Annotated in this window: 22 protein-coding genes and 1 pseudogene; 17 read left to right on the forward strand and 6 right to left on the reverse strand. The window is 67.8% G+C overall.

Features of this window, described 5'->3' with window-relative positions:
- The first annotated feature begins 13 nt into the window (after positions 1-13).
- The 7 genes and pseudogenes from ACZ7L0_RS17095 (at position 14) to ACZ7L0_RS17125 (ending at position 5786) form a co-directional block, all read left to right on the forward strand.
- Complete coding sequence (locus ACZ7L0_RS17095; protein ID WP_471243265.1) at positions 14-736, forward strand: response regulator transcription factor; 723 nt, start codon at positions 14-16, stop codon at positions 734-736.
- Positions 733-2169, forward strand: a complete 1437-nt coding sequence (locus ACZ7L0_RS17100) for a sensor histidine kinase (protein WP_471243266.1) — start codon at positions 733-735, stop codon at positions 2167-2169. The genes ACZ7L0_RS17095 and ACZ7L0_RS17100 overlap by 4 nt, the downstream gene beginning before the upstream one ends.
- A gap of 391 nt (positions 2170-2560) precedes the next feature.
- Positions 2561-2971 (forward strand): hypothetical protein, encoded by a 411-nt coding sequence (locus ACZ7L0_RS17105; RefSeq protein ID WP_471243267.1) that lies wholly within the window; start codon positions 2561-2563, stop codon positions 2969-2971.
- An 18-nt stretch (positions 2972-2989) separates the two neighbouring features.
- Positions 2990-3319, forward strand: coding sequence for an STAS domain-containing protein (locus ACZ7L0_RS17110; RefSeq protein ID WP_471243268.1), 330 nt, complete (start codon positions 2990-2992; stop codon positions 3317-3319).
- A 740-nt stretch (positions 3320-4059) separates the two neighbouring features.
- On the forward strand, positions 4060-4344 hold the full coding sequence (locus tag ACZ7L0_RS17115) for a hypothetical protein (protein ID WP_471243269.1): 285 nt from the start codon (positions 4060-4062) through the stop codon (positions 4342-4344).
- Positions 4345-4557: 213 nt separating this feature from the next.
- A pseudogene (locus tag ACZ7L0_RS17120) lies at positions 4558-5067 on the forward strand (LysE family transporter); the annotation flags it as partial.
- Positions 5068-5459: 392 nt separating this feature from the next.
- Positions 5460-5786, forward strand: coding sequence for a hypothetical protein (locus tag ACZ7L0_RS17125; protein ID WP_471243270.1), 327 nt, complete (start codon positions 5460-5462; stop codon positions 5784-5786).
- Positions 5787-5818: 32 nt separating this feature from the next.
- On the opposite strand, the gene ACZ7L0_RS17130 is transcribed toward ACZ7L0_RS17125, so the two are convergent.
- The gene (locus ACZ7L0_RS17130; protein WP_471243271.1) at positions 5819-6646 is read right to left on the reverse strand and encodes a class I SAM-dependent methyltransferase; all 828 of its coding nucleotides are present in this window, start codon (positions 6644-6646) and stop codon (positions 5819-5821) included.
- A 72-nt stretch (positions 6647-6718) separates the two neighbouring features.
- Here ACZ7L0_RS17130 and ACZ7L0_RS17135 point away from each other — a divergent pair, with 72 nt between their 5' ends.
- Positions 6719-7321 carry a TetR/AcrR family transcriptional regulator gene (locus ACZ7L0_RS17135; RefSeq protein ID WP_471243272.1) on the forward strand — a complete coding sequence of 201 codons (603 nt, stop codon included), beginning with the start codon at positions 6719-6721 and terminating at the stop codon, positions 7319-7321.
- A gap of 33 nt (positions 7322-7354) precedes the next feature.
- On the opposite strand, the gene ACZ7L0_RS17140 is transcribed toward ACZ7L0_RS17135, so the two are convergent.
- From ACZ7L0_RS17140 to ACZ7L0_RS17150, 3 genes are all read right to left on the reverse strand, one after another.
- Positions 7355-8521 carry an IS30 family transposase gene (locus ACZ7L0_RS17140; protein WP_471243599.1) on the reverse strand — a complete coding sequence of 389 codons (1167 nt, stop codon included), beginning with the start codon at positions 8519-8521 and terminating at the stop codon, positions 7355-7357.
- Positions 8522-8596: 75 nt separating this feature from the next.
- Positions 8597-8941, reverse strand: a complete 345-nt coding sequence (locus tag ACZ7L0_RS17145; RefSeq protein WP_471243273.1) for a helix-turn-helix domain-containing protein — start codon at positions 8939-8941, stop codon at positions 8597-8599.
- 90 nt (positions 8942-9031) lie between these two features.
- Entirely contained in the window at positions 9032-10795 is a 1764-nt protein-coding gene (locus ACZ7L0_RS17150) for an NACHT domain-containing protein (protein ID WP_471243274.1), read from the reverse strand.
- Between the two features lie 242 nt (positions 10796-11037).
- On the opposite strand from ACZ7L0_RS17150, the gene ACZ7L0_RS17155 reads away from it, so the two are divergent.
- Positions 11038-11313, forward strand: coding sequence for a hypothetical protein (locus ACZ7L0_RS17155; protein ID WP_471243275.1), 276 nt, complete (start codon positions 11038-11040; stop codon positions 11311-11313).
- A 344-nt stretch (positions 11314-11657) separates the two neighbouring features.
- On the forward strand, positions 11658-11903 hold the full coding sequence (locus ACZ7L0_RS17160) for a DUF2283 domain-containing protein (protein ID WP_471243276.1): 246 nt from the start codon (positions 11658-11660) through the stop codon (positions 11901-11903).
- 356 nt (positions 11904-12259) lie between these two features.
- On the opposite strand, the gene ACZ7L0_RS17165 is transcribed toward ACZ7L0_RS17160, so the two are convergent.
- Positions 12260-13846, reverse strand: a complete 1587-nt coding sequence (locus ACZ7L0_RS17165) for an oxidoreductase (protein ID WP_471243277.1) — start codon at positions 13844-13846, stop codon at positions 12260-12262.
- 1055 nt (positions 13847-14901) lie between these two features.
- On the opposite strand from ACZ7L0_RS17165, the gene ACZ7L0_RS17170 reads away from it, so the two are divergent.
- The 4 genes from ACZ7L0_RS17170 (at position 14902) to ACZ7L0_RS17185 (ending at position 18597) form a co-directional block, all read left to right on the forward strand.
- The gene (locus ACZ7L0_RS17170) at positions 14902-15774 is read left to right on the forward strand and encodes a CidA/LrgA family protein (protein WP_471243278.1); all 873 of its coding nucleotides are present in this window, start codon (positions 14902-14904) and stop codon (positions 15772-15774) included.
- 822 nt (positions 15775-16596) lie between these two features.
- On the forward strand, positions 16597-17088 hold the full coding sequence (locus ACZ7L0_RS17175; RefSeq protein WP_471243279.1) for a sortase: 492 nt from the start codon (positions 16597-16599) through the stop codon (positions 17086-17088).
- Positions 17089-17307: 219 nt separating this feature from the next.
- The gene (locus ACZ7L0_RS17180; protein WP_471243600.1) at positions 17308-17886 is read left to right on the forward strand and encodes a class F sortase; all 579 of its coding nucleotides are present in this window, start codon (positions 17308-17310) and stop codon (positions 17884-17886) included.
- Positions 17887-18198: 312 nt separating this feature from the next.
- Complete coding sequence (locus ACZ7L0_RS17185) at positions 18199-18597, forward strand: hypothetical protein (protein ID WP_471243280.1); 399 nt, start codon at positions 18199-18201, stop codon at positions 18595-18597.
- A gap of 572 nt (positions 18598-19169) precedes the next feature.
- Here the strand turns inward: ACZ7L0_RS17185 and ACZ7L0_RS17190 are convergent.
- Positions 19170-19661 carry a CGNR zinc finger domain-containing protein gene (locus ACZ7L0_RS17190; RefSeq protein ID WP_471243281.1) on the reverse strand — a complete coding sequence of 164 codons (492 nt, stop codon included), beginning with the start codon at positions 19659-19661 and terminating at the stop codon, positions 19170-19172.
- Positions 19662-19725: 64 nt separating this feature from the next.
- Here ACZ7L0_RS17190 and ACZ7L0_RS17195 point away from each other — a divergent pair, with 64 nt between their 5' ends.
- The 3 genes from ACZ7L0_RS17195 (at position 19726) to ACZ7L0_RS17205 (ending at position 22813) form a co-directional block, all read left to right on the forward strand.
- On the forward strand, positions 19726-20406 hold the full coding sequence (locus ACZ7L0_RS17195; RefSeq protein ID WP_471243282.1) for a hypothetical protein: 681 nt from the start codon (positions 19726-19728) through the stop codon (positions 20404-20406).
- Positions 20407-20899: 493 nt separating this feature from the next.
- Positions 20900-21607, forward strand: coding sequence for a GntR family transcriptional regulator (locus tag ACZ7L0_RS17200; RefSeq protein WP_471243283.1), 708 nt, complete (start codon positions 20900-20902; stop codon positions 21605-21607).
- Between the two features lie 36 nt (positions 21608-21643).
- A complete protein-coding gene (locus ACZ7L0_RS17205; protein ID WP_471243284.1) occupies positions 21644-22813 on the forward strand; it encodes an NAD(P)/FAD-dependent oxidoreductase in 1170 nt (389 codons plus the stop codon).
- Positions 22814-22950: the final 137 nt, after the last annotated feature.

Raw genomic sequence — 22950 nt, forward strand, 5'->3', positions numbered from 1 at the left:
CGTGCATGCGCGCATGCCGCAGCGTGTCCTGGTCGCAGACGACGATCGTGCAGTGCGTGAAGCCGTCGAGCGGGCACTGGAGTTGGAGGGGTACGACGTCGTCACCGCCGATGACGGTGTGCAAACCCTGGTCCTGGCCCGCAGGGACTCCTTCAGCGCACTCGTCCTGGACGTGATGGTGCCGCACATCGACGGTGTGGCCGTGTGCCGTGTGCTGCGCGCCGACGGGGATCGCACCCCCGTGCTGATGCTCACCGCGCGGGCCGCGATTGCCGACCGGGCGCACGGTCTGGATGCCGGCGCCGACGACTACCTGCCCAAACCCTTCGAAGTGCCCGAACTGCTCGCGCGCCTGAGGGCACTTATGCGTCGGGCCGTGCTGTCGGCATCGCCCGCCCTGCAGGCCGAGGAGAGCGGGGAGGGCGAGCGCCCCGGTGACGTGCTGCGGATGGCGTCACTGCGCGTCTGCCCCGGCACGCGGCGGGCGTGGTGGGGGGCGGCGGAACTGCTGTTGACCAGAACCGAGTTCGACCTGCTGGAGCTCTTGGTGCGCGAGGAGGGTCTCGTACTGGACCATGCGGTGATCTACCGAAGCGTCTGGGGTCCTGACGCCGGTGTGGACGCGAAGAACCTCGCCGGTTACATCGGCTATCTGCGGCGCAAGCTCGCCGACGCCGGAGCACCCGACCTGATCCGCACGGTGCGCGGCGTGGGTTACGCGGCGCGGCGGCCATGAGCCTGCGCTCACGGTTCGCGCTCGCCTTCGCCGCAGTCGGCGCCGTGGTGGCGGTGACGGTCGGTGCGCTGAGCTATCTCGCCGCCTCCGACCTTGTCTTCGCTGAGGTCGACCGGACACTGCGGTCGACCACCGTGGCCCTGACCCGTGGCATGGAAAAACGCAAGGAGCAGTCTCCGGCCGCCGACATGCCCGCCCAAAGCCCCGCCCCCTTTCCCGGACTGGACCTGCCCGCCCCTGGGGGCGACGAGGAACGCCAGCCCGTGCTGCAGGCCGTGGCCGGGGACGGCATACCCATCCGTTTGAGCGGCCCGCTGAAGAAGCTGCCGGTGTCCGATGCCGTGCGCTGTCTGGCCGCCTCCGGTCGGGCCGGGCAGTCGGACATCACCGAGATCGACGCGGGCGGCCACAGTTACCGCCTGCTGACGACCGCACTCGGGCAGCATCGCGGCGCCCTGCAGGTGGCCGTCCAGATCGACCAGACCCGCCACGTGCTGGCCGGCATGGCACGACAGATCGCGGTGGTCACCGCGGCGGTCATGCTCCTCGCGGCGGCCGCGGGCCGGCTGCTCGCCGGGCGCATCACCCGGCGCCTGGCCCGGCTGGCCGAGGTCGCCGAAGCGGTCAGCACCCACGGGCGGGTCGCCTGCGACGTCCCGCAACCGGTAGGCGGACGCGACGAGGTGAGGCGGCTGTCCGCGTCGCTGGGCAGGATGCTCGGCCGCATAGCCGCAGCCCGCGAGGCAGGGGAGCGGCTGGTGCACGACGCCGCCCACGAGCTGCGGACCCCGCTGACCAGCCTGCTGGCCAACGCCACCGTGCTGCACCGCGCCGGCGAGCTGTCCCCCGACTCCCGCGACCGGCTCCTTCACGATGTCCAGGACGAGACGCGCGAACTCGCTCACCTCGTCGACGAACTCGTCGAACTGGCCCTGGCCGGCGGTCACGAGGAGACCGAAGAGCCCGTGGACCTGGCCGAGGTGGCCCGCCGCGCGGCGCGGCGCGTGTATCGGCGCACCGGACGCCTGGTCCATGTGGACGCCGATGACTGCGTGGTCCGCGGCAGCTCCCAGGGCCTCGAACGGGCGGTGGGCAATCTGCTGGAGAACGCGGCCAAGTTCGACACCGACGGCGGCGAACCCATCGAGGTACACATCCGCCGGGGCGCGATCACCGTCCGCGACCGGGGCCCCGGCATCGCCGCCGACGACATCGCTCGCGTGTTCGACCGCTTCTACCGGGCCGACAGCGCTCGGGGTCTGCCCGGCTCCGGACTCGGCCTCGCCATCGTCCACGACATCGCCGAGGCCCACGGCGGAACCGTGTCGGCCAGTACGCGGCCCGGCGGTGGCGCCGAGGTGGGCTTCACCGTGAGCCGATCACGTCTGATGCCGGTCTGCGGCCCGCGCACCGGGGCTGACGGCACGGACTGACTGCCCTGCGTCGGGCGACGGCACGGCCCGCCCGCCGTCTTTCGGCCCGGACGGCAACCGTGTCCGGAGCGGCGCAAGGTGTCGGGTGCTCACGCTTGGCTCTTGACCATAGGCGACCTTCTCCTTTGCCCCTTGACTGAATGATCGAAAGAAAGGTAAGCCTTCCCTAAGTCTGCTGTGTACTGTCTGCGAGGTTCCTGTGTCCACTCTGCGCCCGGAGTCGTCGGCTCTTGCCGCCGCACCATCGCACTCCGCGAGCCATCCCGTCCGGCCGGTGGGCTGTTACGACTCCTGGTGGACCGTCACGGCAGCCTCGCTGGTCGCATGCTTGGTACTGGCAGCCGGCGCTTGGGTATCCCTGCACTTGTATGTGGATCACGCCCTCCACACGGTGGCCCTGTTCATCCACCTCGCTTCACTAGTGCTGGGTTTTGGCGCCGTTTTGGTGGCCGACTACTACGGACTGCTGTGGATAACGGGCCGGGCCACGCTGAACGAAGCCCTCGCCGGCACCGCCCGCCTGCACGGGCCTATCTGGACAGGGCTTGCCGGGCTCGTGGTCAGCGGTGTGATGCTCCACCCCGACCTGACCGCGACTCTCACTCGCACCAAGCTGGTCCTGGTCCTGGTCCTCACGCTGAACGGCCTGCAGGCTGGCCTCCTCAACAGACGCATGACCGGGCAGGCGTCATCCGTACGTCTCCCACGGCGCTTGCTGGCCTGGGGCGCATCCACCGCTCTGGTCTCCCAGATGTGCTGGTGGGGCGCTGTAGTGATCGGTTTCCTCAACAGCCAGCGCTAAAGCGCAGTCGAGGGGACGGTGGCCGACCACCAGCGAAAGGACGGCCGGAACGGCTCTCCGTCCAGCCCGAAATGGTCGAACGACGTCAAGGCCCTGTTCAGCGAGACACTGATGTCCGAAGACGGCACGATGCCGCCCCGGATCGTGGTGGACCTCAGCGAGGTGACTTCCATGGACTCCAGCGGGATCAACGTCCTCATCGCCGACCACTGCCAAGTGAGTGGCCTCCAGGGGCGGCTGCGCATCACCGAAGCCCAGAAGTCCCTCCTGCGTCCGCTGCACCTGGTCGGCGGCGGCTACACCCTCATTTCCTGCCACCCCACCGTCGAGCAGGCCTTGAACTCCTGACCTCCTCTACCCTGGCTGCTCCGTGGCGTCCTCGTAATGCGAGCGCCGCCGCACCGCCACGTCCAGCCCCTGGCCCACCGCCTCCGGTAGCGAATGGCCCAGCGCCCGGGCGATCAGGGTTTCCGCGACCGTGTGCAGCTTGATGTCTGTCTCCCCAACCCCTCCCCCGCCCAGTCGCCCTCACATCCATACTCACACTCGCTCCGTGCAGGCAACAGCCGAGTTCAAAACGCCTTCCCTCGGAACCCCGGCGAGAGGACGCACTGCTTCAGCAAGCTGTCATAGGTGATCGGTCGGCCGTTCGGCACCGTATGGCCTGAGCGTTCTTTCGGAGCGGCGGGTTCCCGCGAAGCAGACGCCCACGCCCTACCCGTCGAGCCCGGCACGGTGGACCGGGCCAAGATCGACCGAGTCCTCATGCATGTCACCGATCCGGCCAGTCTGCTGAATCACTCCGCCTGGTCACGCGGCCAGGGAAAAGCTCTGATTCTGGATCACGGCTTCCTGCCGCCCCGTCTCACCGCTCCCCGCCAGCCGGTGAAACGGCACATGGGAATCTGCGCATGAAACGTCGCGGGCCGATGGCCGCACCGGCCGCGCGTGTCCGGGCCGGAGGCCGCCATTCGGATCACCACAGGCGACCCTTGTGATGATTGTCGGACGCCTAGCGAGCGCTGGCGGTCGCTTGGGGTACGGCGTCTCAACAAAGGACGGACCCGGAGCCCATGAGGAGATCAGCCATGTACGCAGCGGTCCGAAGGTATGAAGGGGTGACCGATCCGACCGAGGCGGGTCGCCTGGTGAACGAGGGGTTCGTACCGCTCATGCGCCAGATCCCCGGTTTCGTGGCCTACTACTGGGTCGATGCCGGGAATGGAGTCATGGTCTCGACCAGCGTCTTCCAGGACCAGGCCGGTGCCGAGGAATCGGTCTCGAGAGCGGCGGACTTCGTGCGGAACAACCTCGCGTCCCTGCTCCCCAACCCTCCCCAGGTCACGGCCGGGGATGTTGTGGCTTTCGCATAGCCGCGTTCGCTTCTGCTGCACAGTTGCGCGTGCGCGGACTTCAGTATCGGCCAGGTGAGCACGCCCTCCTCCGCCCGCTGTGTCAGGGGGTGACATGTGGTTGCCGACGAGGGCAAGGAGGTCCCCGGATGGACGGCGGCGGGGTGACGTACCGGTTGGTGCGGAAGGCGGCGGACTTCGTCTGGCCGCAGCCGCGGACCGTCCCGTGCGGCATTCGCGGTTCAGGTCGGATCGCTTGTGGGCGACGCCGTCTGGGCGGTACTCGGCCTGGCGGGGGTAGAAGCGCTGTTCGCTGTGCCTGCCTTGCGGGTGCCGCTCACGGTGGCCGGGTGCTTGCTGCTTGCCTGGTTGGGGGCGGTGGCCCTACGCGACGCATCCACGCGGAAGGGGCCCGATCCGACGACGGAGCGGCAGGGAGGGCAGGACCGCAACACCATGGCTGTGGGGGCGGGCATGCCGTTGGCGAACCCATGGAACGTTGTCTACTGGTCGGGCGCGGCCGGCGGGGTGGGCGCCGTGCTGGAACGGGGCGGAGCGGCGCCGGAGCTGGGCGTGTTCTTCGCCGGGTTCATGGCCTCCTCAGTGCTGTGGTGTCTGATCTCGGCGGGGCTCATCGTGGTGCTGCGCAGGGCGCTGCCGCCACTGGCCGTACGCGTGCTTGAGGCATGCTGCGGTATCGCGCTCCTGGCCTTCGCGATCCTCCAGCTGTGTCGACTCATATGACGTGCCTGGGATGTGTATCTGACCGAGCGGCTGGCCCGTGTCTGTGGGGTTCTGTAAGCGACCATCGAGCGCCTGGGCGACGTCGGGTTGGCCCGCCTGCTGGCGCTGGTGACCGAGGACAACGAGGACGGCGCCGCCCTGCTGGCCTACCTCAAGCCTGACCCGTGCGCGGTCGGTCTGGACTCTGCCAATCGAGATCACCAAGCTGAACGACGTGCGCGAACTCGGGCTTCCCGAGGGGTTCGCGGACCGCTCGGTGAAGATGGTGGCCACGTGGCGGGCACGGACAATCAAGAGCTGAAGAAGGTCCGTGGCAAGGAGGGCATCCTCTTCAAGCTCGCCGACGCGGCGATCGGCAAGCCGGACCAGGTCGTACGGCGGGCCTGCATCCGGTGGTCGGGGAGAAGACGCTCAAGGACCCGGTGGCCGTGGCGAAGGCGAACGAGCGGATCTTCAAGGCCAAGGCCCGCACCACGCTGCGCTCCTCGTACAGCTCGTACTGCCGGCAGATGCTGCCACCGCCGCTGAGGACGCTGGGCTTCAAGTGCCACCACACCCCGTCACCGTGCCCGGACCCCGCCGGGCGGCCGACGCCCCAGCACGGTGGTTGTGTTCGACACCGTGAGGCGACCTCGGCACACATATCGACCTGCCAGTGGCCGCCCACGCGGCTGGCCGCACTCCGCCGACGCTGGGCAGAGCGTCGGCGGCCGCGTTGATTCCCAGGCCGACGGAGACTTGGCGGATGGACTCAGGAGGTGCCGACGCGTACGGCAGTCGTGGCCAGGGTGGTGTAGTTCATCGTGAAGCGTCCACCCAAGGAGTCGATGGCGCCCCCGACCGCGTCCAGTATCTCGGCCAGCTGATCGGGACGGAGTTGGGTGAGGCCGCCGGTGGTGGGTAGCAGGTCCAGCCATTGGTCGCGCGTGTAGGACTGCTCCCAGTCGAATCGCCACTGTTCAGGATCGTTGAACTCTTCGGTCTCGCGGATCTTGTCAGCGAACTTCGCGTATGCCGCCTGGTAGAGGTCGAGCGGACGTCGGGCCGGTTGGCCGTTGAGCGGGGAGTCGGGCGCCGCCCGCCGGTAGGCAGCGGCGAATGGTTCGGCCACCTCGACGGGAGGCTCGTACACGTGTCCGAAGATCGCCAGCCTTCCCCCTGGACGCAGCACATGTGCCGCCTTCACGGCGCCGGCGGCCGGATCAACCCAGTGCCACGACTGTGCGGCGATGACCGCGTCGAACGTCCTGCCGGCCGGCTGCCAGGTTTCGAAGGCAGCCACCGCGACCCGCAGGCCACGGACTCTCGCGAAGTCGGCCATCCGCGCATCGGGCTCAACACCGAGCACGGCACAACCGGCGGCCTGGAACTGGCGGGCTGCGATGCCGGTGCCGCAGCCGACGTCGAGCACGTCAGGCCCGGGGCTCCCGGCGACGATCCGCGTCACCAACGCACCGGGGTAGCCGGGCCGGGCTTGGTCGTAGCGTTGCGCGTCCACGCCGAACGACTCGGCCATCCGCCGGGCCTCATGCGGCTCCGCTGGAGACGGTTCTGGTTGCTCTCGCGGTAAGATGGGCATGCGCCCACCTTAGTGGGCGCATGCCCACTGGGCAACGGATGCCAGCGGGTTGACGCACGAGAGGATCTGCGAGTGCCGACTGGAGTGCACCTTCGCGACGCGCGGCAGCAGTTGTTCGACGCCGCCGAACGCGTGCTCCTGCGAGACGGGCCGAACGGGCTGACCAGCCGGGCCGTCACCGACGAGGCGGGGTGCGCCAAAGGCGTCCTGCACCGGCATTTCACCGACTTCGACGCCTTCCTCGCCGACCTCGTGCTCGACCGGGCCGCGCAGCTTGAGGCACAGGCGAGCGCACTGCGCGAGTCCGCCGGCACCGGCACGGTGGCCGACAACCTCACCAACGCGCTGACCACCCTGTTCGGACCGATTCCGGTGGCAATCATCCCGCTCATCACCTTCCGGGACGAGCTGCGCGCTCGGCTGCGGCAAGCCAGGCCCGGAGGCGGCATCGCGATCCTCGCCCAGGCCACGACCGCGATCTCCGCTTATCTGGCCGACGAGCGTGAACTGGGCCGCATCGCGGCCGACTCCGACATCGACTCACTCACCCTCTCCCTGGTCGGTGGCGGGCATCTCCTGTTCGCAGACCGCGACCCCGGCCCACCGGCCACGGCAGTCGTCAACAAGCTCGTGACAGCGGTCATCGCCGACGCCGTGCAACGACGACCGGCCTAGAGAAACCTGAGTGTCGGCATACGAATGGCGAGCTCAAGCGGTCAGCGCATCACCGCTGTTCAGGAGGTCAGCGTAGACCTCTGCCGCAGTGCGGTAGCCGTGGGTCTTGCGCGGACGGTGATTGAGTTCGTGAGCGATGGCGTCCAAGTCGGCCTGGCTGAACGTGCGGAGGTCGGCGCCCTTGGGGAGGTACTGCCGAAGCAGCCGGTTGGTGTTCTCGTTGGTGCCGCGCTGCCACGGGCTCCGCGGCTTGCAGAGGTAGATCGGCATCCTGGTCTCGGTGGTGATGGCCTTGTGCTCGGCGATCTCCCGGCCGCGGTCCCAGGTGAGCGTCCGCCGCAGGTGGGGCGGGATGCCGAGGAGGCTCCTGGTGAGGTGCGGGGCGACCTGCTCGGCCTTGATGCCGTCCGGAAGCGCGACGATGGTCGTGTAGCGGCTGGTGCGCTCGACGAGCGTGGCGACTGCCGAGGGCCTGGTGCCCATCACGAGGTCGCCCTCCCAATGACCGGGGACCTTCCGGTCCTCGACCTCGGCGGGGCGGGCGGTGATGGACACCATGCCGCGGATGATGCCCCGCCCGGTAGGCCGCCGGGCGATCTTCGGGCGGCGCATGGGCCGGGCTGACCGCAGGCGCTGAGTGAGGCTGCGGTCGATTGCCTGGTGGCGACGGGGGTCGTAGAGCGAGAGGTAGATCGCTTCGTGCGAGATCTGCATGGCGGTGTCACCAGGGAACTGGCGTCGCAGCCACCCTGCGATCTGATCGGGAGACCAGCACAGAGCCAGCTTCGCCTCCACCAGGGCGCGCAGAGCCGGCCGTTGGGCGAGCTTGGCCTGCTTGGGCCGGCGCCCACGCGCGTAGGCGGCCTCATCGGCGGATGTGGCACGGTAGCGGTCCCGGCCTCCGTTGCGGGCGATCTCGCGGGAGACGGTCGAAGGCGATCGGCCCAGCCGCCTGGCCAATTGCCGGCCAGATTCCCCCGCGGCGATGCCGCGGGATATCTCTTCGCGCTCGCTGCCGCTCAGATGCCGCTCTGATCGCTGCTGCGGGGTGAGGCGGACGCCGCCACTCTGGTGCAGGAACCGACGGGCGTTCTGCATCGGTGCCCCGAGCGCCCGCCCGATCAAGCTGAACGATTGCCCCTCGCGCCAGCGTCTCCAGATCTCATCCTGCTGAGCCGGCGAAAACCCGTAGTCCCGCACCTGTGCCTCCACGATCACATGATCATCCGCGGGTGGTGCGTTGATCACTTGAGGGTGCCAATCGTCTGCCGACACTCACGACCGTGATCTCGAACCCGCAGGTGGGCAGCGTCGGCAACTCGCGTCGGGATATCCCCCAGCCGGTTCCACGCCAGCCGTCGCTACGCCGGCCCAGCACGATCGCCGGAGCGTCCCCCAGTACATCCAGCAACTGACCCGTCGGCTCCGACACCCGCTCCGACACCCGCTCCGGCACCGGCCGCCGCGCCCGCTGCCTGCCTGCCCCGCACGAACCAAGTCGTGCAGGTACCGCCGCTCCGATTCCTTCAGCCGCAGCGCCCGGGCGATCGCGTCCAGCACCTCGGGTGAGGCACTCAGCGACTGCCCCTGCTCCAGCCGCGTGTAGTACGAGGCGCTCACCCCGCCAGCAGGGCCAACTCCTCGCGCCGAAGCCCCGGCACACGCCGGCGTTCCCGGGCCGACCTCCTTGACTGGACCGCCCGGTAGAGGCTAGGGAGAGTCAAGGATCTGCTCGAGAGATCTGCGGGTCTGCGGGTCGTTCTCCCTGTCTAGCTCGCGCTCCAAGGCCATGATGAGCTGTACCGAGGTGTATGGGGACCGTTTCTCGAACAGCTGCCTCACATAGACCGCCCCCTCGACGAATCCCGAGGCCCGGACCGCCTTCATGACCCTCTTCCGCACCGCGTCGACCTCGTCGTCCCCGCTGTACTCCACGATGTAGCGCGCGGCGAGGTACTGGCCGAACGGGTCCCGCACCAGCGCCCACCTGGGCTCGGACTCGGAGGGAGCGGTCGGCGCCGGACGGACGGGGTAGTCCGAGTCGGAGAACAGAGTGAAGATCTCGTTGACCGACCTGCGTGCGTACGATGTGGGGACGCACCGGCGTAGTGCCTTGCTCAGTGCCAGGTGGAACTGACGGCTCGACATGCCGAGCGTGCCGTCCGGCTGAACGACGAACTTGTAGGCCAGGCAGCACACGATGCTGCCGAGCACTTCGGGCGGAAGAGAAGAGCGCGCGATACCGCGGGACGCCTCACGGCCCACGAAGAGCAGGCGGTACGTGCTGTCGTACGGGTCGATCGGCCTGCGCGGAAGTTGGCCGTCGCGGCGGTACACGACGGCCAGTTGGGACACGAGAAGCGGGGTGGAGAGCCAGTCATCCACCTCCACCGAAGCGGTGACCTCGGTCAGCAGCCGCTCTTCCTCCGCGTCGTCCATGCCGGTCACCCTCGCCCACTGGGAGAGGTACGCGCGAACGTCACTCGGCGAGAACTCATCAACCATGTACGCGGCGAATTGGCTCGCGACCAAGCCCGAGAGGGACGCGCCCGGGCGGCTGAAGACGATGACCTTGGCTTGTGGGTACGTCCTGCAGAACCTGGCCACATCGGCCTGAACGCGGTCGCGCTCGGGGACGGGTAGTTCATCAAGTCCATCGAAGACGATCAGCGTACGGCGCTCGGTGAGGAGCAGCTCGAGCGTTTCGTACGGCATCTCCAGGTCATGGCGCAGACGGACCGAGTCCGCGACCAGACGCTCGAGGCGCTGTGGCCGGCCGCCGCCCTGACGCAGAGGAGCGGTGAAGGCGACGTCCAGCTGAGCATCGTGGTGCCCCGCGGCGACCTCGTAGCAGATCCGGTCCGCCAGGACGGTCTTGCCGGTGCCGGCACCGCCGAGGACGAGGACCTTGCGATGCTCGGCAAGGACCTCCTGCCACGGTGCGTGCCAGGCCCCGAACAGGGTGCTGTTGTCGTCAGCCGACGTCAGGCGCTGAGGGACGTAGAGGTCATCGGGTGCGGAGATCCGCCGGTCGTAGCGGGGGAACGCCGCCGGGCCGGCGCCGGACCACTGGCTGCTGAGCAGGCGGGCTCGGTAGTTCTCCAGGAAGTCGCTGGTGAAGACTTCCAGGAAGCGGGCGACGCGCGTGCCGTCGGGGTCGTCGCCCATCGACTCGCAGTACTCCTGAGCGAACAGCTTCAGCAGGTCGTGATACCGGAAGTGGATGCCATCGTTCGTCTCGACGAGTTGCGCGTCGACCAGCAGCTCCAGCAATTCCTCCGCCTCCGCTGCGGGCACCTGGAGAAAGACGCCGGCGTGCCGGGCCTCGAACCGGCTGAGCGGGAGGAGGGAGAGAACGCGGAAGGTGTGGGCCTCGGGTTCGTTCAGGCCCCGGTAGCTGACCTCAAAGCTGCTGCGGACATCGAGGGAGCCGGCGACCAGCTTGGCCAGCCTCGTGCGTTCGTCGGTGAACACTCCGACGAGTTTTCCGAGGGCCCAATGGCGCTGTTTCTTCGAAGATCACCGGCACCGTCAACTACCCGCTTCGCAGCCGCAAGCCGACCGCACCGGGCGTCGCGTTCATCGGCGACGCCGCCCTGACCGGCGATCCCCTCTGGGGAGTGGGATGCGGGTAGGCTCTGCAGTCCGCGCAATGGTTGGCAGAGGCGGTCGCCTCGGCCGCAACCGGTGGGAGCGACCTCGATAGGTCGCTCGTGGTGTACGCACGCAGACACCAGCGCCAACTGCGCGGTCACCAGTACCTGGCCGTCGACTTCGCCAAGGCCCGTCCGTTCAATCCCTTGGAGAGGCTGATGTTCTCGGCGGCAGCGCGCGACGAATCGGTGGCGCGGCACATGCATCTGTTCGCATCCCGCCTGATCGGTCCGTTGCGTTTCTTGAACCCCGCGGCACTGGCCAAGGCTTTGGCCGTCAACATCAAGCATCGCAGGGCGGCTGTGCCACCCGCGCACCTGTCACGCACAGGGTCTTGACCGGCTCCCCTACCACTCCACTCGCTCTCGGCAGCTTCCGCAGAAACATGCTGGCTGCCGAGGCCAGACCGCAGTGAAGACCGTCAGCCCTTCCGGATGAGGAACCGCTGGTCGGCCGCACCAGTACATCATTTCAACGCAGAACAGAGTCGCCTCAGCACAGTTGTGTCCCGGGGTTCAAGCATGCCAATTACCGAGCAAACTCCGTTGCAGCACCAGCGGCATCACCGACATCGTCAAGGCCATCCTGGCCTTGCAGCTCGCTACCCCAGCATGAGGCCGGGACGGCGCAGCAGGGCTGTGGGTAGGGCCGACCTCAACCGCATCCAAGGAGCGCGCTGACCATGGCGGACGTCAAAGTCACCTACGACAAGACGGCGGATGCCGCGTATGTGTACCTCGTAGAGCCACAAGCCCGCGCGAAGGCGGCACGCATGTATCCCTGTGATCCAGTAGAGGTCGGCGGCATGATCAACCTCGACTTCGATGAGCAAGGCCGCCTCGTCGGTATCGAGGTGCTGGCGGCCAGGTCAAAGCTGCCAAAGTACCTACTCGAGTCAGCGGAGCTTCTTGACACTGAAGGCGCATGAGACGGTTCGACCGCATAAGTCGCAGCCGTCTACGGCCTCGCAGGAAGGTTGGAAAAGCCTTACTCACCATCAAAATTCAAGATCGCCGAGTCGGACTCTCAGCACTGCCACGGGAACAACGCTCGGCCACAGGGCTCGGAGGCGAACGCGTAGGCACTGCCCGCGTTGCCGACATGCATGGCGGTGCTGTGGTCCGGGCCTTCCTCAAGCTCGACGATGAACGGCATCATGCGGGCGCACGAGGGACAAGACGGAGTCTCGTCTGCCTGAATCCGGGTGGGGACGTCCTCAAATCGCGATGCCAATTGGCAACGCTTGGGGCGTGAATGCCGTGGCATGGCTTGGTAGTTGGTTCACTACTGGCGGTTGATCGCCCGTGAGATGCCGGCGGCGACGGTTGTGGCCAGGATCCACCCGGCGGCGGTCAGTGCGTAGGCGAGCCATTGGCCAGTGCTTCGTGGTGCGAAGGCGATGTCCTGTCCGAAGGCAGTGATGGGGATGAGCAGGTCGAGCGTATAGACGACTGCGTTGAATGGCGGCGCCTTCTCTGCCTCGAGAGGTGCGGGAGGGTGGGCGCCGAAGAAGAGTGCGCCGCAGGCGAGCAGAGCCGTGAACCATAGGCCGGCGCGGAGTGGCCGGTAGCCGTAGCCGACGGTTGCGTCCTGGACATAGCCCCAGACGCGGGTGTGCAGGGGGAGCATGCCACGGCGATGACGTTGCTTGGCGAGGAGCACCGTGCGTGCTTCGTCCTCGTGTCCGAGCCGTCGGTAGGCGGCTGCGAGCTGCTCGTACGGCTGGGGAAGGTAAACGTCGGTGCTGCGCCGGAGCCAGTCAAGCCGTTCGGCGGCTGTCAGAGGGATGGCGAGGGCGTCGTAGGTGGTCTCGGCCAGTCGGAGGTGGGCGGGCCAGGTGTCGGGGGTGTCGTACAGGGTGCCCAGTTGGGCGTTGCTTGCGTCGACGGTGCCGTCGATCGACTGCTGGGTACGCAGATCGGTCTCCCGGGCCTGGGCCAGCCGCAGGGACAGGGCGGTGCCGCCGGGGTTCGTCAACGTGGCATCGCGGAAGCTGAGCTGCGTACCGATGCTGCTGCCGTCGAGTTTGATGTCGCCGTCGACGCGTAGCCCTTGGCCGAGGTCGAAGTTGCGGGCGACTTTGACGTCAATGGCTTCCAGCGCGACGTCGCCGGCGTTGTTCAGCCGGGCTCCACAGAATCCGATCGCCGCCGCGACCGTGGCACCGGAGAGGATGATCCGCCCTTCGGCGCTGAAGCCCGGGTGGAAGGTGAAGTCCTCGGTGATCTGGACATGGTAGGCGTCCAGGGCGTGGCCGTCGGGGTTGCGCAGGCTGGCGCCCTCCAGGTCGAACTCGCCGGAGATGGTGGCGCCGGAGCAGCGAAAGGCTCCCCGGACCGCCAGGTTGGTGCACAGCACGTCGCCGCCCGCGATGAGGTGGACAGCGGATATCGCCTCAGCTCCGGGCGCGGTGATCACGGTGTCGCGGAGGTCCAGGTCGCTGTGGATTTGGGAGCGGGTGAGTACGAGGGGCCCGGTCAGGTGGCAGCGGGACAGGACCAGTCGGCCGTCGATCTGCGCTGTGTCGGCGGCGAGACCTGGCAGGGTACATCCGGTGAGGGCCAGCTCGCGGATCCTGGTGCCCCGGAGCAAGGGCACTTCGTCGAAGCGGCACTCGTCCAGGACGACCGGCACGGGAATCTCGGCGAATCGCAGATCCAGCCTGCCCGTGATGCGTGCACCGGTCAGGCGCAGTGCCGGGCGGTCGCCCGGGGCGGGATCGGTGCCGGCACCCAGCAGCAGGGCCGCGATGACCTCGGCCCGAACTGCGGGTTCCGCGGTTGGTGGGGCGTCGCGGACATCAACAGCGCTGCCCTGGGCGAAGGAGTCCCACAACTGACGTTCATCAGCGTTGAGTTCGTCGAGTCGCATGATCGATGATCTTCCCGGTACTGGCCCTCCCAGGACAAGACCGATGCAGCGCGGCCCCGCGGACGAGGGCAGCCGTGAACATGCCGGGGCCCGCCAGTGCTCCTACACCGTGCACGTGTTTGCTCCGAGCAGGCGACGTCGGCCCTCCGTACCATGTCAAGATCCTCGTTGAAGCCGCGGCCGTCGCAAACGCCATGAGCACCGGGTCGCCCTCGCCACCCGCTGACCCGCCCGACGCCTGCGCGTGGCGGCCCGCACTTGGCGCGGCCGCCACGCCCCAACTCCTCTGGTGCGTGAGCCGAGGTCTGGTGTCCGCGGCGCAGTCTCGCGGTCACTGCTGGTCGGCTCGGGCTGCTTTCCCCTACGCTTGATGTCCGCTTCGGGGGAGGCTATGAGCTCAAGACGGAAGAGAACGCATCTAGCAGCCAGCCTCATGCTGGTCGCTTTGCTGCTGGGCGGCTGTGCCTCGCCCAAGCCTCAGCACCAAGTGCCTTCTGCCCCCGCTGACTCCAGCATGACCTCCCGCCATTCCCCGGGGTCGGGGACGCGTGAGCACGGGAGCGGCGGATCGCCTGGTGCGTCCAGCACGAGTGAACCGGACCGTGTGAGCACCGGTGATCCGGAAGTGCCGCCAGTGGCCTCGCCTCCGGCCGATTCCGGACACGACAACCCCTACGATCCCGGTGTCGAGCCCACCGAGGAACCCACTGATTCATGCGAGGGCTCCGGCTGCCAGGGAGAACCTCCCGTGGAGGAGCCCACGGCCACCTGCGAAGCGCACTCGCACTGCTCCAAGGATCCAACCACCACGGATCCGAGCAAGCCTCGAAGCCCCTCCCCGAGCATCAGCCCGTCCGCTCTAGCGTCCCCTTCCCCGATCTTCTAGAGGTACTGTGCCGTCCCCTCCTGCATCAGGCCGCTCTCCCGTCCCTCGCCCGCGCCACGGACGAGTGCAGAACTCCAGTAACGGCAGGCTTTCAAGCACAAACGAGCCGCCAAGCACGCCACAGCCGGCTTCGCCACGGGCTCGTCGCCGTCGGCAATTGAGGCCCGGCGTGCGGCGGCGGCAGTCGGCCCGGCTGAGGCGTGAAGCTCCGCCGCCGGAACCTGCCGGGACCAGCTCCGCTGAATGGATCAACACCGTCGTCGCCGCAGGGTCCATCTTCACGGCCCTGATGTTCTACGCCGGCGCGATGTACAACAACGCTTTCTACTCCTACTTCCACCTGCAGTCGTTCTCGCTTGGCTTGAGCTTCACCGAGATCGCGCTCAAGAGTCTGCAGCTGATCAGGATGCCGGTCCTCATCATCATGACCTTAGGTGTGATCGCCCCTCGGTTCCCGCAGCTGCTGACCTCCCTGGGCCTGCCTCCGCGGATCACCCGCCGTGCGCAGCGAGCGGGCGGGGCGATCGCTCGCCGGCATCTTCTGTTCGTCCTTGCCGGAGTGGGTCTCATGGCTCTGTGGCCGTTCATTCAGCCTTACGGCTGGACAGCCCCGCTCGTTGTCTCCTGTGGCCTGCTGCTTGGGCTCGCGGTACCCACCGAGCAAAAGGCCTGGCAGCGGGGTGTCAGCATCACCATGGCAACGTTGCTGCTGGTCTGGGCCGTGGGCATGGCAGGTAGCCAGCAGGGCAGAAGGGCCGCCGAGGGCACTGCCAGGCAGTTGGTGCGCCGCACCGCCGTGGTGGTCCTTAGTACCGATCGTCTGAGTATGTCGGGATCACCGGGCCCGCTGGTGGAAGACCTGGGCAGAGGCCAGCACTACCGATACCGGTACAGCCAGTTGCGTCTTCTCGTCGAGCGTGATCAGCGTTATTACCTGCTGCCCTTGGGGTGGGAGCACCGCACGGGCCCTACGTACGTCATCGACGATGATGACAGCGTGCGCGTGGAGTTGTATCCCGGAACACAGCCGCCTCTCCGGTAGCTCTAGTCAATATCGGGGCCGTTTCGGCGGTCCTCCCTCGGCAGGGGGCCCAGCCCCGTCTGCATTCGGTTCGCCGATGCCGACGGTGGACCCTGTACGGGACCTCGACCGGCTTACGCAGAAGAAGCTCAAGCGGGGCGTCCACCCTGCCCCTGAGCAGGGTGCGGATCTTCGCGGCTCCCGAGGAGTACCCCATCCTGTGCGGAAGCTGCGGAAATGCGGGGTGGCCGGAAACCCCACGTCAGCAACGACGCCGTTCTGCACCGGCGGGAAGTCCACCTCGTGGCCGGCAGGTGAGGCTGGGGTTTCCCCGCACCCGCGAGGACGGTCCTTGACAAGGCTTGCGCCCAACGGAACGTTCGTCGCCGGCACCTCCACAGGTGATCGTCACCACGATCGGCTATCAGCCGACTGCAGCCACCGCGATCGTGGGTGCCTTCCCGCTGATGTCGGCGCTCGACCAGCGCAACCACCCTGGCGCCTGACCTACAGCTCCAGACGCTGCCCCGCCAGCAAGCGGCCCCGAAGACAGCCTTCGAACGCATATGGGCGCGAACGTCCCCCCGGGACGTCCCGGGATACGGGCGGGTCACGGTCGACTTTCACCGTCATGGGGACCCGTTGGTGGGTGATTGGTATTGATGATCTTCACGTCGGTGACCTGCGTAAGCGATCAAGAGAGAAGGCCGCGGCACCTGACTGGGTGACACGTTGGGCCATTCACCAGGTTGCGGAACTGACGAACTATCGGTTGCCTCGTGAGCGGAACACAGGAGAGGCGCCGCGCAGACAGGCCGGACACTGTTCCCTTGGAGGATTCGCATGCGTTACACACACATGGGTGCGGGTATCGGCCTGGCTATCGTTGCCCTCGGACTGCAGATCCCGGCCGCTGCCGCCAATGATGACTCAGATGTCCGTATCGACCCGTGGAATGCCTACCCGGGTTCCACGGTCACGGTCAGTACGAGGGCCTGCGACCCTGACGCGGACTACGGCAAGGGCTCGTCGGAGGTGGGAGGAGAGTTCCACCTCTTCGAAGGCGACGAGGAGGGGGTACTCACCGGCCAGTTCCAGATCCCGGAAGGAACCAGGCCGGGCAGCGACACAGTCACCCTGAAATGTCCGCCACTGACCAAGGTCACGGAAACGTACCAGGTCACCGGCCGCCCTCCGAACGGCTCGGTCAGCGCCGGCTTCGGACCGGCCGAAGACACGGGTATGAGGCTCGCCCTGGGCGGTGGGCTGCTCGTCACGGCCGCCGCCGGGGGTGTGGTCTGGATGTGCCGCCGCCCGAACGACAACCGAACCTGACCGTCCGACTCTGCCGGCCAACCCCGTCCAGTTCAGCCTGTAACCGGCCCCCGAGACGGATTGGATCCGGTGGCCGCGAGCCCCGTTCACCTGAGGCCCACATCACCCGCTACAACGCACTCGCCATGAAGCAAAGGCTCAACCGCGATGGCACCCAGACACCACACCAGCGCTTCCCGAGATCCGTTCATTTCTGCAGTGCTCCTTCTGGGCTACGCAATGACGGCAGGTGCGGTGCTGCTGATCAGCGGGGTGCACGACGAGGAGCCACCGCAGCCATCGGCGGCCCAGGCCTTATCAACCTCTGCAGACCCCATCCGCCCCACGGTCCATCCGCTGCCCCCCGCGGACCCGATCCGGCTCCGGATCGCCGCCATCGGTGTGAACGCCCCGATGACACGAGTGGGCCTCGATGCGGCAGGGGCGCTACGGACTCCACCACCTGGCAATCCCGGCCTCGCCGGCTGGTATGGCGACGGCACGGCTCCAGGCTCGGCAGGAACCGCCATCGCCACCGGGCATGTGGACACACCCACCGGCGACCCCGGTGTCTTCTACAACCTCGGCGCCCTGACCGAGGGCGCCACCATCGAGATCAGCCGGGCGGACCGGCGGACAGCGGTGTTCGCCGTCCGCGCCGTCGAGCTTTACGACAGGAAGAAGTTCCCCAGTAAGAAGGTCTACGGCAGTTCCGACCGGCCCGAACTCCGATTGATCACCTGCGGTGGCGCCTACACCAAGCCCACCGGCTATCTGAGCAACGTCGTGGTCTACGCGACGCTGACCGCGGTGACGTAGCCGGCCGAACGGGCATGGCATCAAGGTCGAAGGCACGAGCCTGGGCGGGTCTCCTGCCAGACCGGCCTCGCCCAGGTGATAGGTCAGTCGTCGATTGCCTGGCAGAGGGTGGTCCAGAAGTCGTGGATGGCGCGCGCCGAATTCGGCGTGGACATCCCGGTCTGGGCGAGCAGGATGCCGACGAGCGGAGCGTCCGGGTCGGCGTATGCCTGGTGGGCCCGCGTACTCAGGAGGCGTTCGAGGACGAGCTACGGGAGCTGTTGCGTACAACCGGCCGGCACTACCCCCATGGCGGGTGTTCGGTACGGATCGGTGGGCGATCTCTCTTTCGCCGCGGGCTGCGGACAGTGGGAATTCGCGCTGGGCCGGCATGACACACCGGCCATCTGGTACGGCGACGCCCACACGTACGAGCTGTACTACTTCGCCGAGCACCCGAACGTCCCCGAGCCGCATTTCCGCTACAGCCACGCCGGCAGCGTGCGGCTGTGTTTCGACATCGACACCGGCGAAGCCCCCTACCTTTTCGACGTCGACGGCGACGATGCCGCCCTGGTCGCCGACATGGAGACGGCCGCCGAAGCCACTCCCGCACTCGAACTACTCCAACAGCGCTTCGGACTCACCCTGCCGAAAGAGCTGATCCTCACCGGCGAACTGCCCGCAGCAGTCATCAAGAGCCCTCAGCAGACCGAGGAAACACGCTCGTGAGCGATGGCATCCCCCGGGTCGCCGAAGCAAAGATCAACGATGACGGGCACTGCATCGTTCTCGGCAGTGCACTACGGCAGTGATCGAGCGCTGGGCGGGGACCGAGGTCGTGGATGATCCGGTCGGCGGTGACTTCGAAACACCGAATGGTGGGGCGAGTTCGCAGAGTCAGGTTCGTGCGTCAGTAGGCGGCGAACAGCAGTCACCTACGCGCGATGAAAGGCGGTCCTGCGACCGAACCTTCCCCTGATCCAGGCCGTCCCGCCGGTCCGGGGCAAACGCGGTCGCCCGCGTCGGCGCCCGGACCGGATCTACGCCGATCGCGGCTACGACCATGACACGTACCGTGGCCATGTCCGCGCCCTGCAGATCACCCCGCACATCGCCCGTGGCGGGCACCGGGGCCGGCTCCGGCCTGGGCGTCTACCGCTGGGTCAAGGAGGGCGCCATCGCGCTCAGTACCGGTTCCGCCGTCTGTGCATGCACTGGGAGATCCTCGCGGACATCCACCTGGCCCTCGTCACCCTTGGCTGCTCGATCGTCCGCTGGCGGCGACTCCATAACAGACTCTGCTAGGAGTTTTTCGCCGCCCGGGCCCGGTAAGCCGCGACCGTCGTCCGGCTCGCGCACGCGTTGGAGCAGAACCGGCGCGTCCGGTTCCGTGACTGGTCCACGAAGTAGTTTCCGCACCCGGCCGCGGCGCACCGCCCCAGCGTCACCGCCGGATCCCCGGCCACGACCAGGGCGAGCTTGGCGGCGATCAGTTGGCCGACCCAGCGCTTGGCCGGGGTGCCGTTGCGGCTGAAGTGGATGTGCCAGCCGCCGAGGCCGTCGTGGTCGGACAGGTGCATTTCCGGCGGATACTCGCGCAGCAGGCGGTGCACGGCTTCGGGGGCGGCGCCGTCGACCAACTGCGCCAGGGCCGTACGCACGAGGTCCGGCAGCTCGCCGTAGTCGCCGTCCGGCGGCGGAGTGACCTCGTGCTCCGCGAAGAACGCGGCGACCAACTCGCCGTGCCGATCGAGGGACCCTGTATTGGCCAGCTCGACGGCCAACCGCGTCACGTTCCCAATGTAGTCACCGTATTGCACTTGACCACCTACGTCGCCGTTTCTTATTGTAGGCGCCATGTTATCTGATGACACCTACGTGGCCCGCCGTCTGCAGCTACTCGGGGAGTGGGACGCCGCCCTCGCCGCCTTGGGCCCGGACGCCGAGCCCGAGCTGCGCGCGGAGATCGCCGTCGACCGCTGGTTCTTCCAGGTCGAGGGTCATGAGGAGGCCGAGAAAGCGGTCGCGGCGCTCGATCCCGCATCGCCGACCGCGCACTTGCTCACGGCGCGACTGGCCTACAGCCGCCTGCTGTTCCAGCGCGACCCCCGCGCCGACGATCGGGCCGTGGCCGAGGCCGGCTACCGCGCGGCGATTGAGAGCGGCGACGAGAAGATGCGCGGTTGGGCCGAGTACCACTGGGCCGTCCTGCTGGACAACATCGACGAGGACCCGGCCGGCGCCCTCCCGCGCTATGAGACTGCTCTCGAGATTGCGACGAAGTCCGGCGACAGCTACTTCGAGTCCTACATCATCCGGCACCTCGCACCGCACAAGGAGCCCGCCGAGCGGATCGCGATGCTGCGCCGCTCACTCCACCTGCGCGCCGCGCTCGGCGCCCGGCCCCAGACAATCGCCGCGCAGGCCCTCCTCGCCGACAACCTCCCCGAAAACGACCCCGAGCGCGCCGAGCTCCTGCAGACGTTCCGCCCGGGTGCGGAAGAACTGCACATCGGCTGGCTCCTGTCCGAGGACTGATCCGCCGAGCGCCCCGGCCGCGACCAAAGTGCGGCGGGGCCTGCCACCCCGGGCTTCGACCGCATCCCCCGCCCCGAGACAGAGTGATGCGAGCCTCCGGGACACCTGCAGTCGCTGACTCAGTGTCAACTCTGCCGACTGGAGGGGGATGTGCCGCTTCAAGAGCCTGCTTTCGTCATCAGGGTGGCTCGGAACGACACCCGGCGCGCTGCGGAACCGGCGACGCAAGCGACCGAGGGACATGGAGACCTTCGGCTGCGATGGGGGGGCCGTCTCCGCCCGACCTCCTCCTCACTCAATGGACTGGGGGTCGTTGGTGCCGGGACGCTCGGCGGCAACTAGGGCAGGGGGCAGCGCAACAGCCTCCGGCTTCGCTCCGCCGACCGCATACCCAGTGCTGCTGGAACCGGCCTCCCTCTCGGAATGGTGGCTGTTGAGTGAATCCCTGCCTATTGACCGGTCAATTGACTAATCGTACGGTCTAATGGTGACGATGCCACTCTACGTACAGATCAGGCGAGAGATCGAAGCGAAGATCCGGGCCGGAGAACTGCCCCCTGGTGCGCGACTGCCGACGGAGAAGGACCTCTCCGCCCAGCACGGCGTCAGCCGTGCCACGGCTCAGCGCGTCCTCAACGACCTGGCTGAGGCAGGACTGGCGATCCGTCAGCGGCGCCACGGTACGTTCGTCGCGGATGTGGCGCGGCAGATCAATCTGCTCAACTTCGTCACCCCCGCGGCAGCGGCAAAAGGCGCACCGGGCAGGCACGAAGTCGTTTCCGCGCGGATCGTCAGGGCTGCCGACGCCATCCTGCCCCTCCCCGGCGCCCGTGCCGACACAGCCGTAGTGGAACTGGTCCGCCGCAAGCTCGATGTACGCGAGGAACCACAGTCCGTCGAGCGGCACGTCGTGCTCTTCGCAGCGGCACCCGACCTGCTGAACGAGAACCTCGAAGACCTCGTCACCCTGTCGTATCTGCAGCGCAGAGGAGTAGCGATCGACGCGATCCGGCTCTACCTCGACCCGGTGACCCTCGGCCGGCAAGACGCCGCATTGCTGCATACCGAGATCGGAACGCCCGCGCTGATGAGGCGCAGGGAGTTGCGTGCGGATGACGCAAGCACCGTCGAGGTGGTCACGACCGTCGTCCGTCCGGGAACCGCCGAGTTCTTCCTGGAGCTTCCGGTCCCCGCCATGTAAGCAGCGTGTCGCTGCCAGAAAGGAGATGCGCACACCATGAAGGTCATCATCATCGGTGCCGGCGTGCTGGGCGTGAGCGTCGCGAGGCAGCTTGCCGTCGCGGGCGAGGACGTTCTCCTACTCGATCAGCGGGGAGCCGGCACCGGTACGACAGCGACCACCTTCGCCTGGACCAACTCCAGCCGGAAGCCCGACCCGGACTACCACCGACTGAACCTCGCGGGGATGGAAGAGCACGCCAGGCTCGCCGAGCAATTGCGCGGCGTGCCTTCGTACTTCCCGAGCGGGGCGCTGCAGTGGGCGGACGCGGCAAACGAGCAGCGGCTCGCCAGCAACGTGGAACGACTGCAGTCCCTCGACTACCCCGCTCACTGGGTAACGCCTGACGAGGCAACGCGGATCGCGGGCGACGACCTTCGCATCCCGGCGACCATCACGTCCATCGCGCACTTCCCCAACGAGGGATACGTTCTGCCGGACCTCTTCGTGAACAACCTGCTGACAGATGCCGAGCAGCATGGAGCCAGGTATGCGATCGGCGAGGTCGTGGCCATCGACGACAGACCGGACGGAGTGGCCGTCACTCTGGCCGGAGGCGAGGTCTGTACGGGCGATCGAGTCGTCCTGGCGGCAGGCCGCTGGACGGAACGGGTCGCCGCACGGGCCGGGATCGCCGTTCCCATGGTGACGGATGCCGGTCGCGGTGCGGCGCCCGTCGGATTGCTCGGGTACGTCAGGTCCCCGGGACTCGACTTACGTTGTGTGGTCCACAGCCCCGGCCTCAACCTCCGCCCCGCGGCCGGCGGGCATACCGTCCTGCAGGCTCTCGATCTGAACGCTGACGTCGATCCGGCAGACCCTCCGTCCGTGGACGGGGACCTGGCAAGCACACTCGCTCGGCGGTTCTCCGCGCTGCTGACCGACCCGAGCCGGGCCCCGGCCATCGACCTGCGCATCGGCTTCCGGTCACTGCCCGCAGACGGCCACACCGTCGCCGGCTATGCATCCGCGCAGTCTCGCGTCTTCTGCCTCGTCTCGCACAGCGGGGTCACCTTGGCGCCGATTCTGGGACGCCTGGTCGCGGCCGAAATCACAACCGATCAGGAGCAGGACCTCCTCCGGGCCTTCCGGCCCACACGATTCATCGGCGCACGGCGCTCGGAAATCGAGGTGGATCAACGAGCCACCAGTCTGGGTGAGCAGTAGCCGAAAGCCCTCAACCGCGATTCCCGTCACGGAAGGCCTGCCGCAACGGCCACACGGCACCCGGTCGCTGCGGGTACTTACGGGGGACGACTCCGCCGAACCGTTTCCCCCTCGCGCCGCCGGACGCCCGGCGATCC

The organism is Streptomyces sp. NPDC039424 (assembly GCF_055639495.1).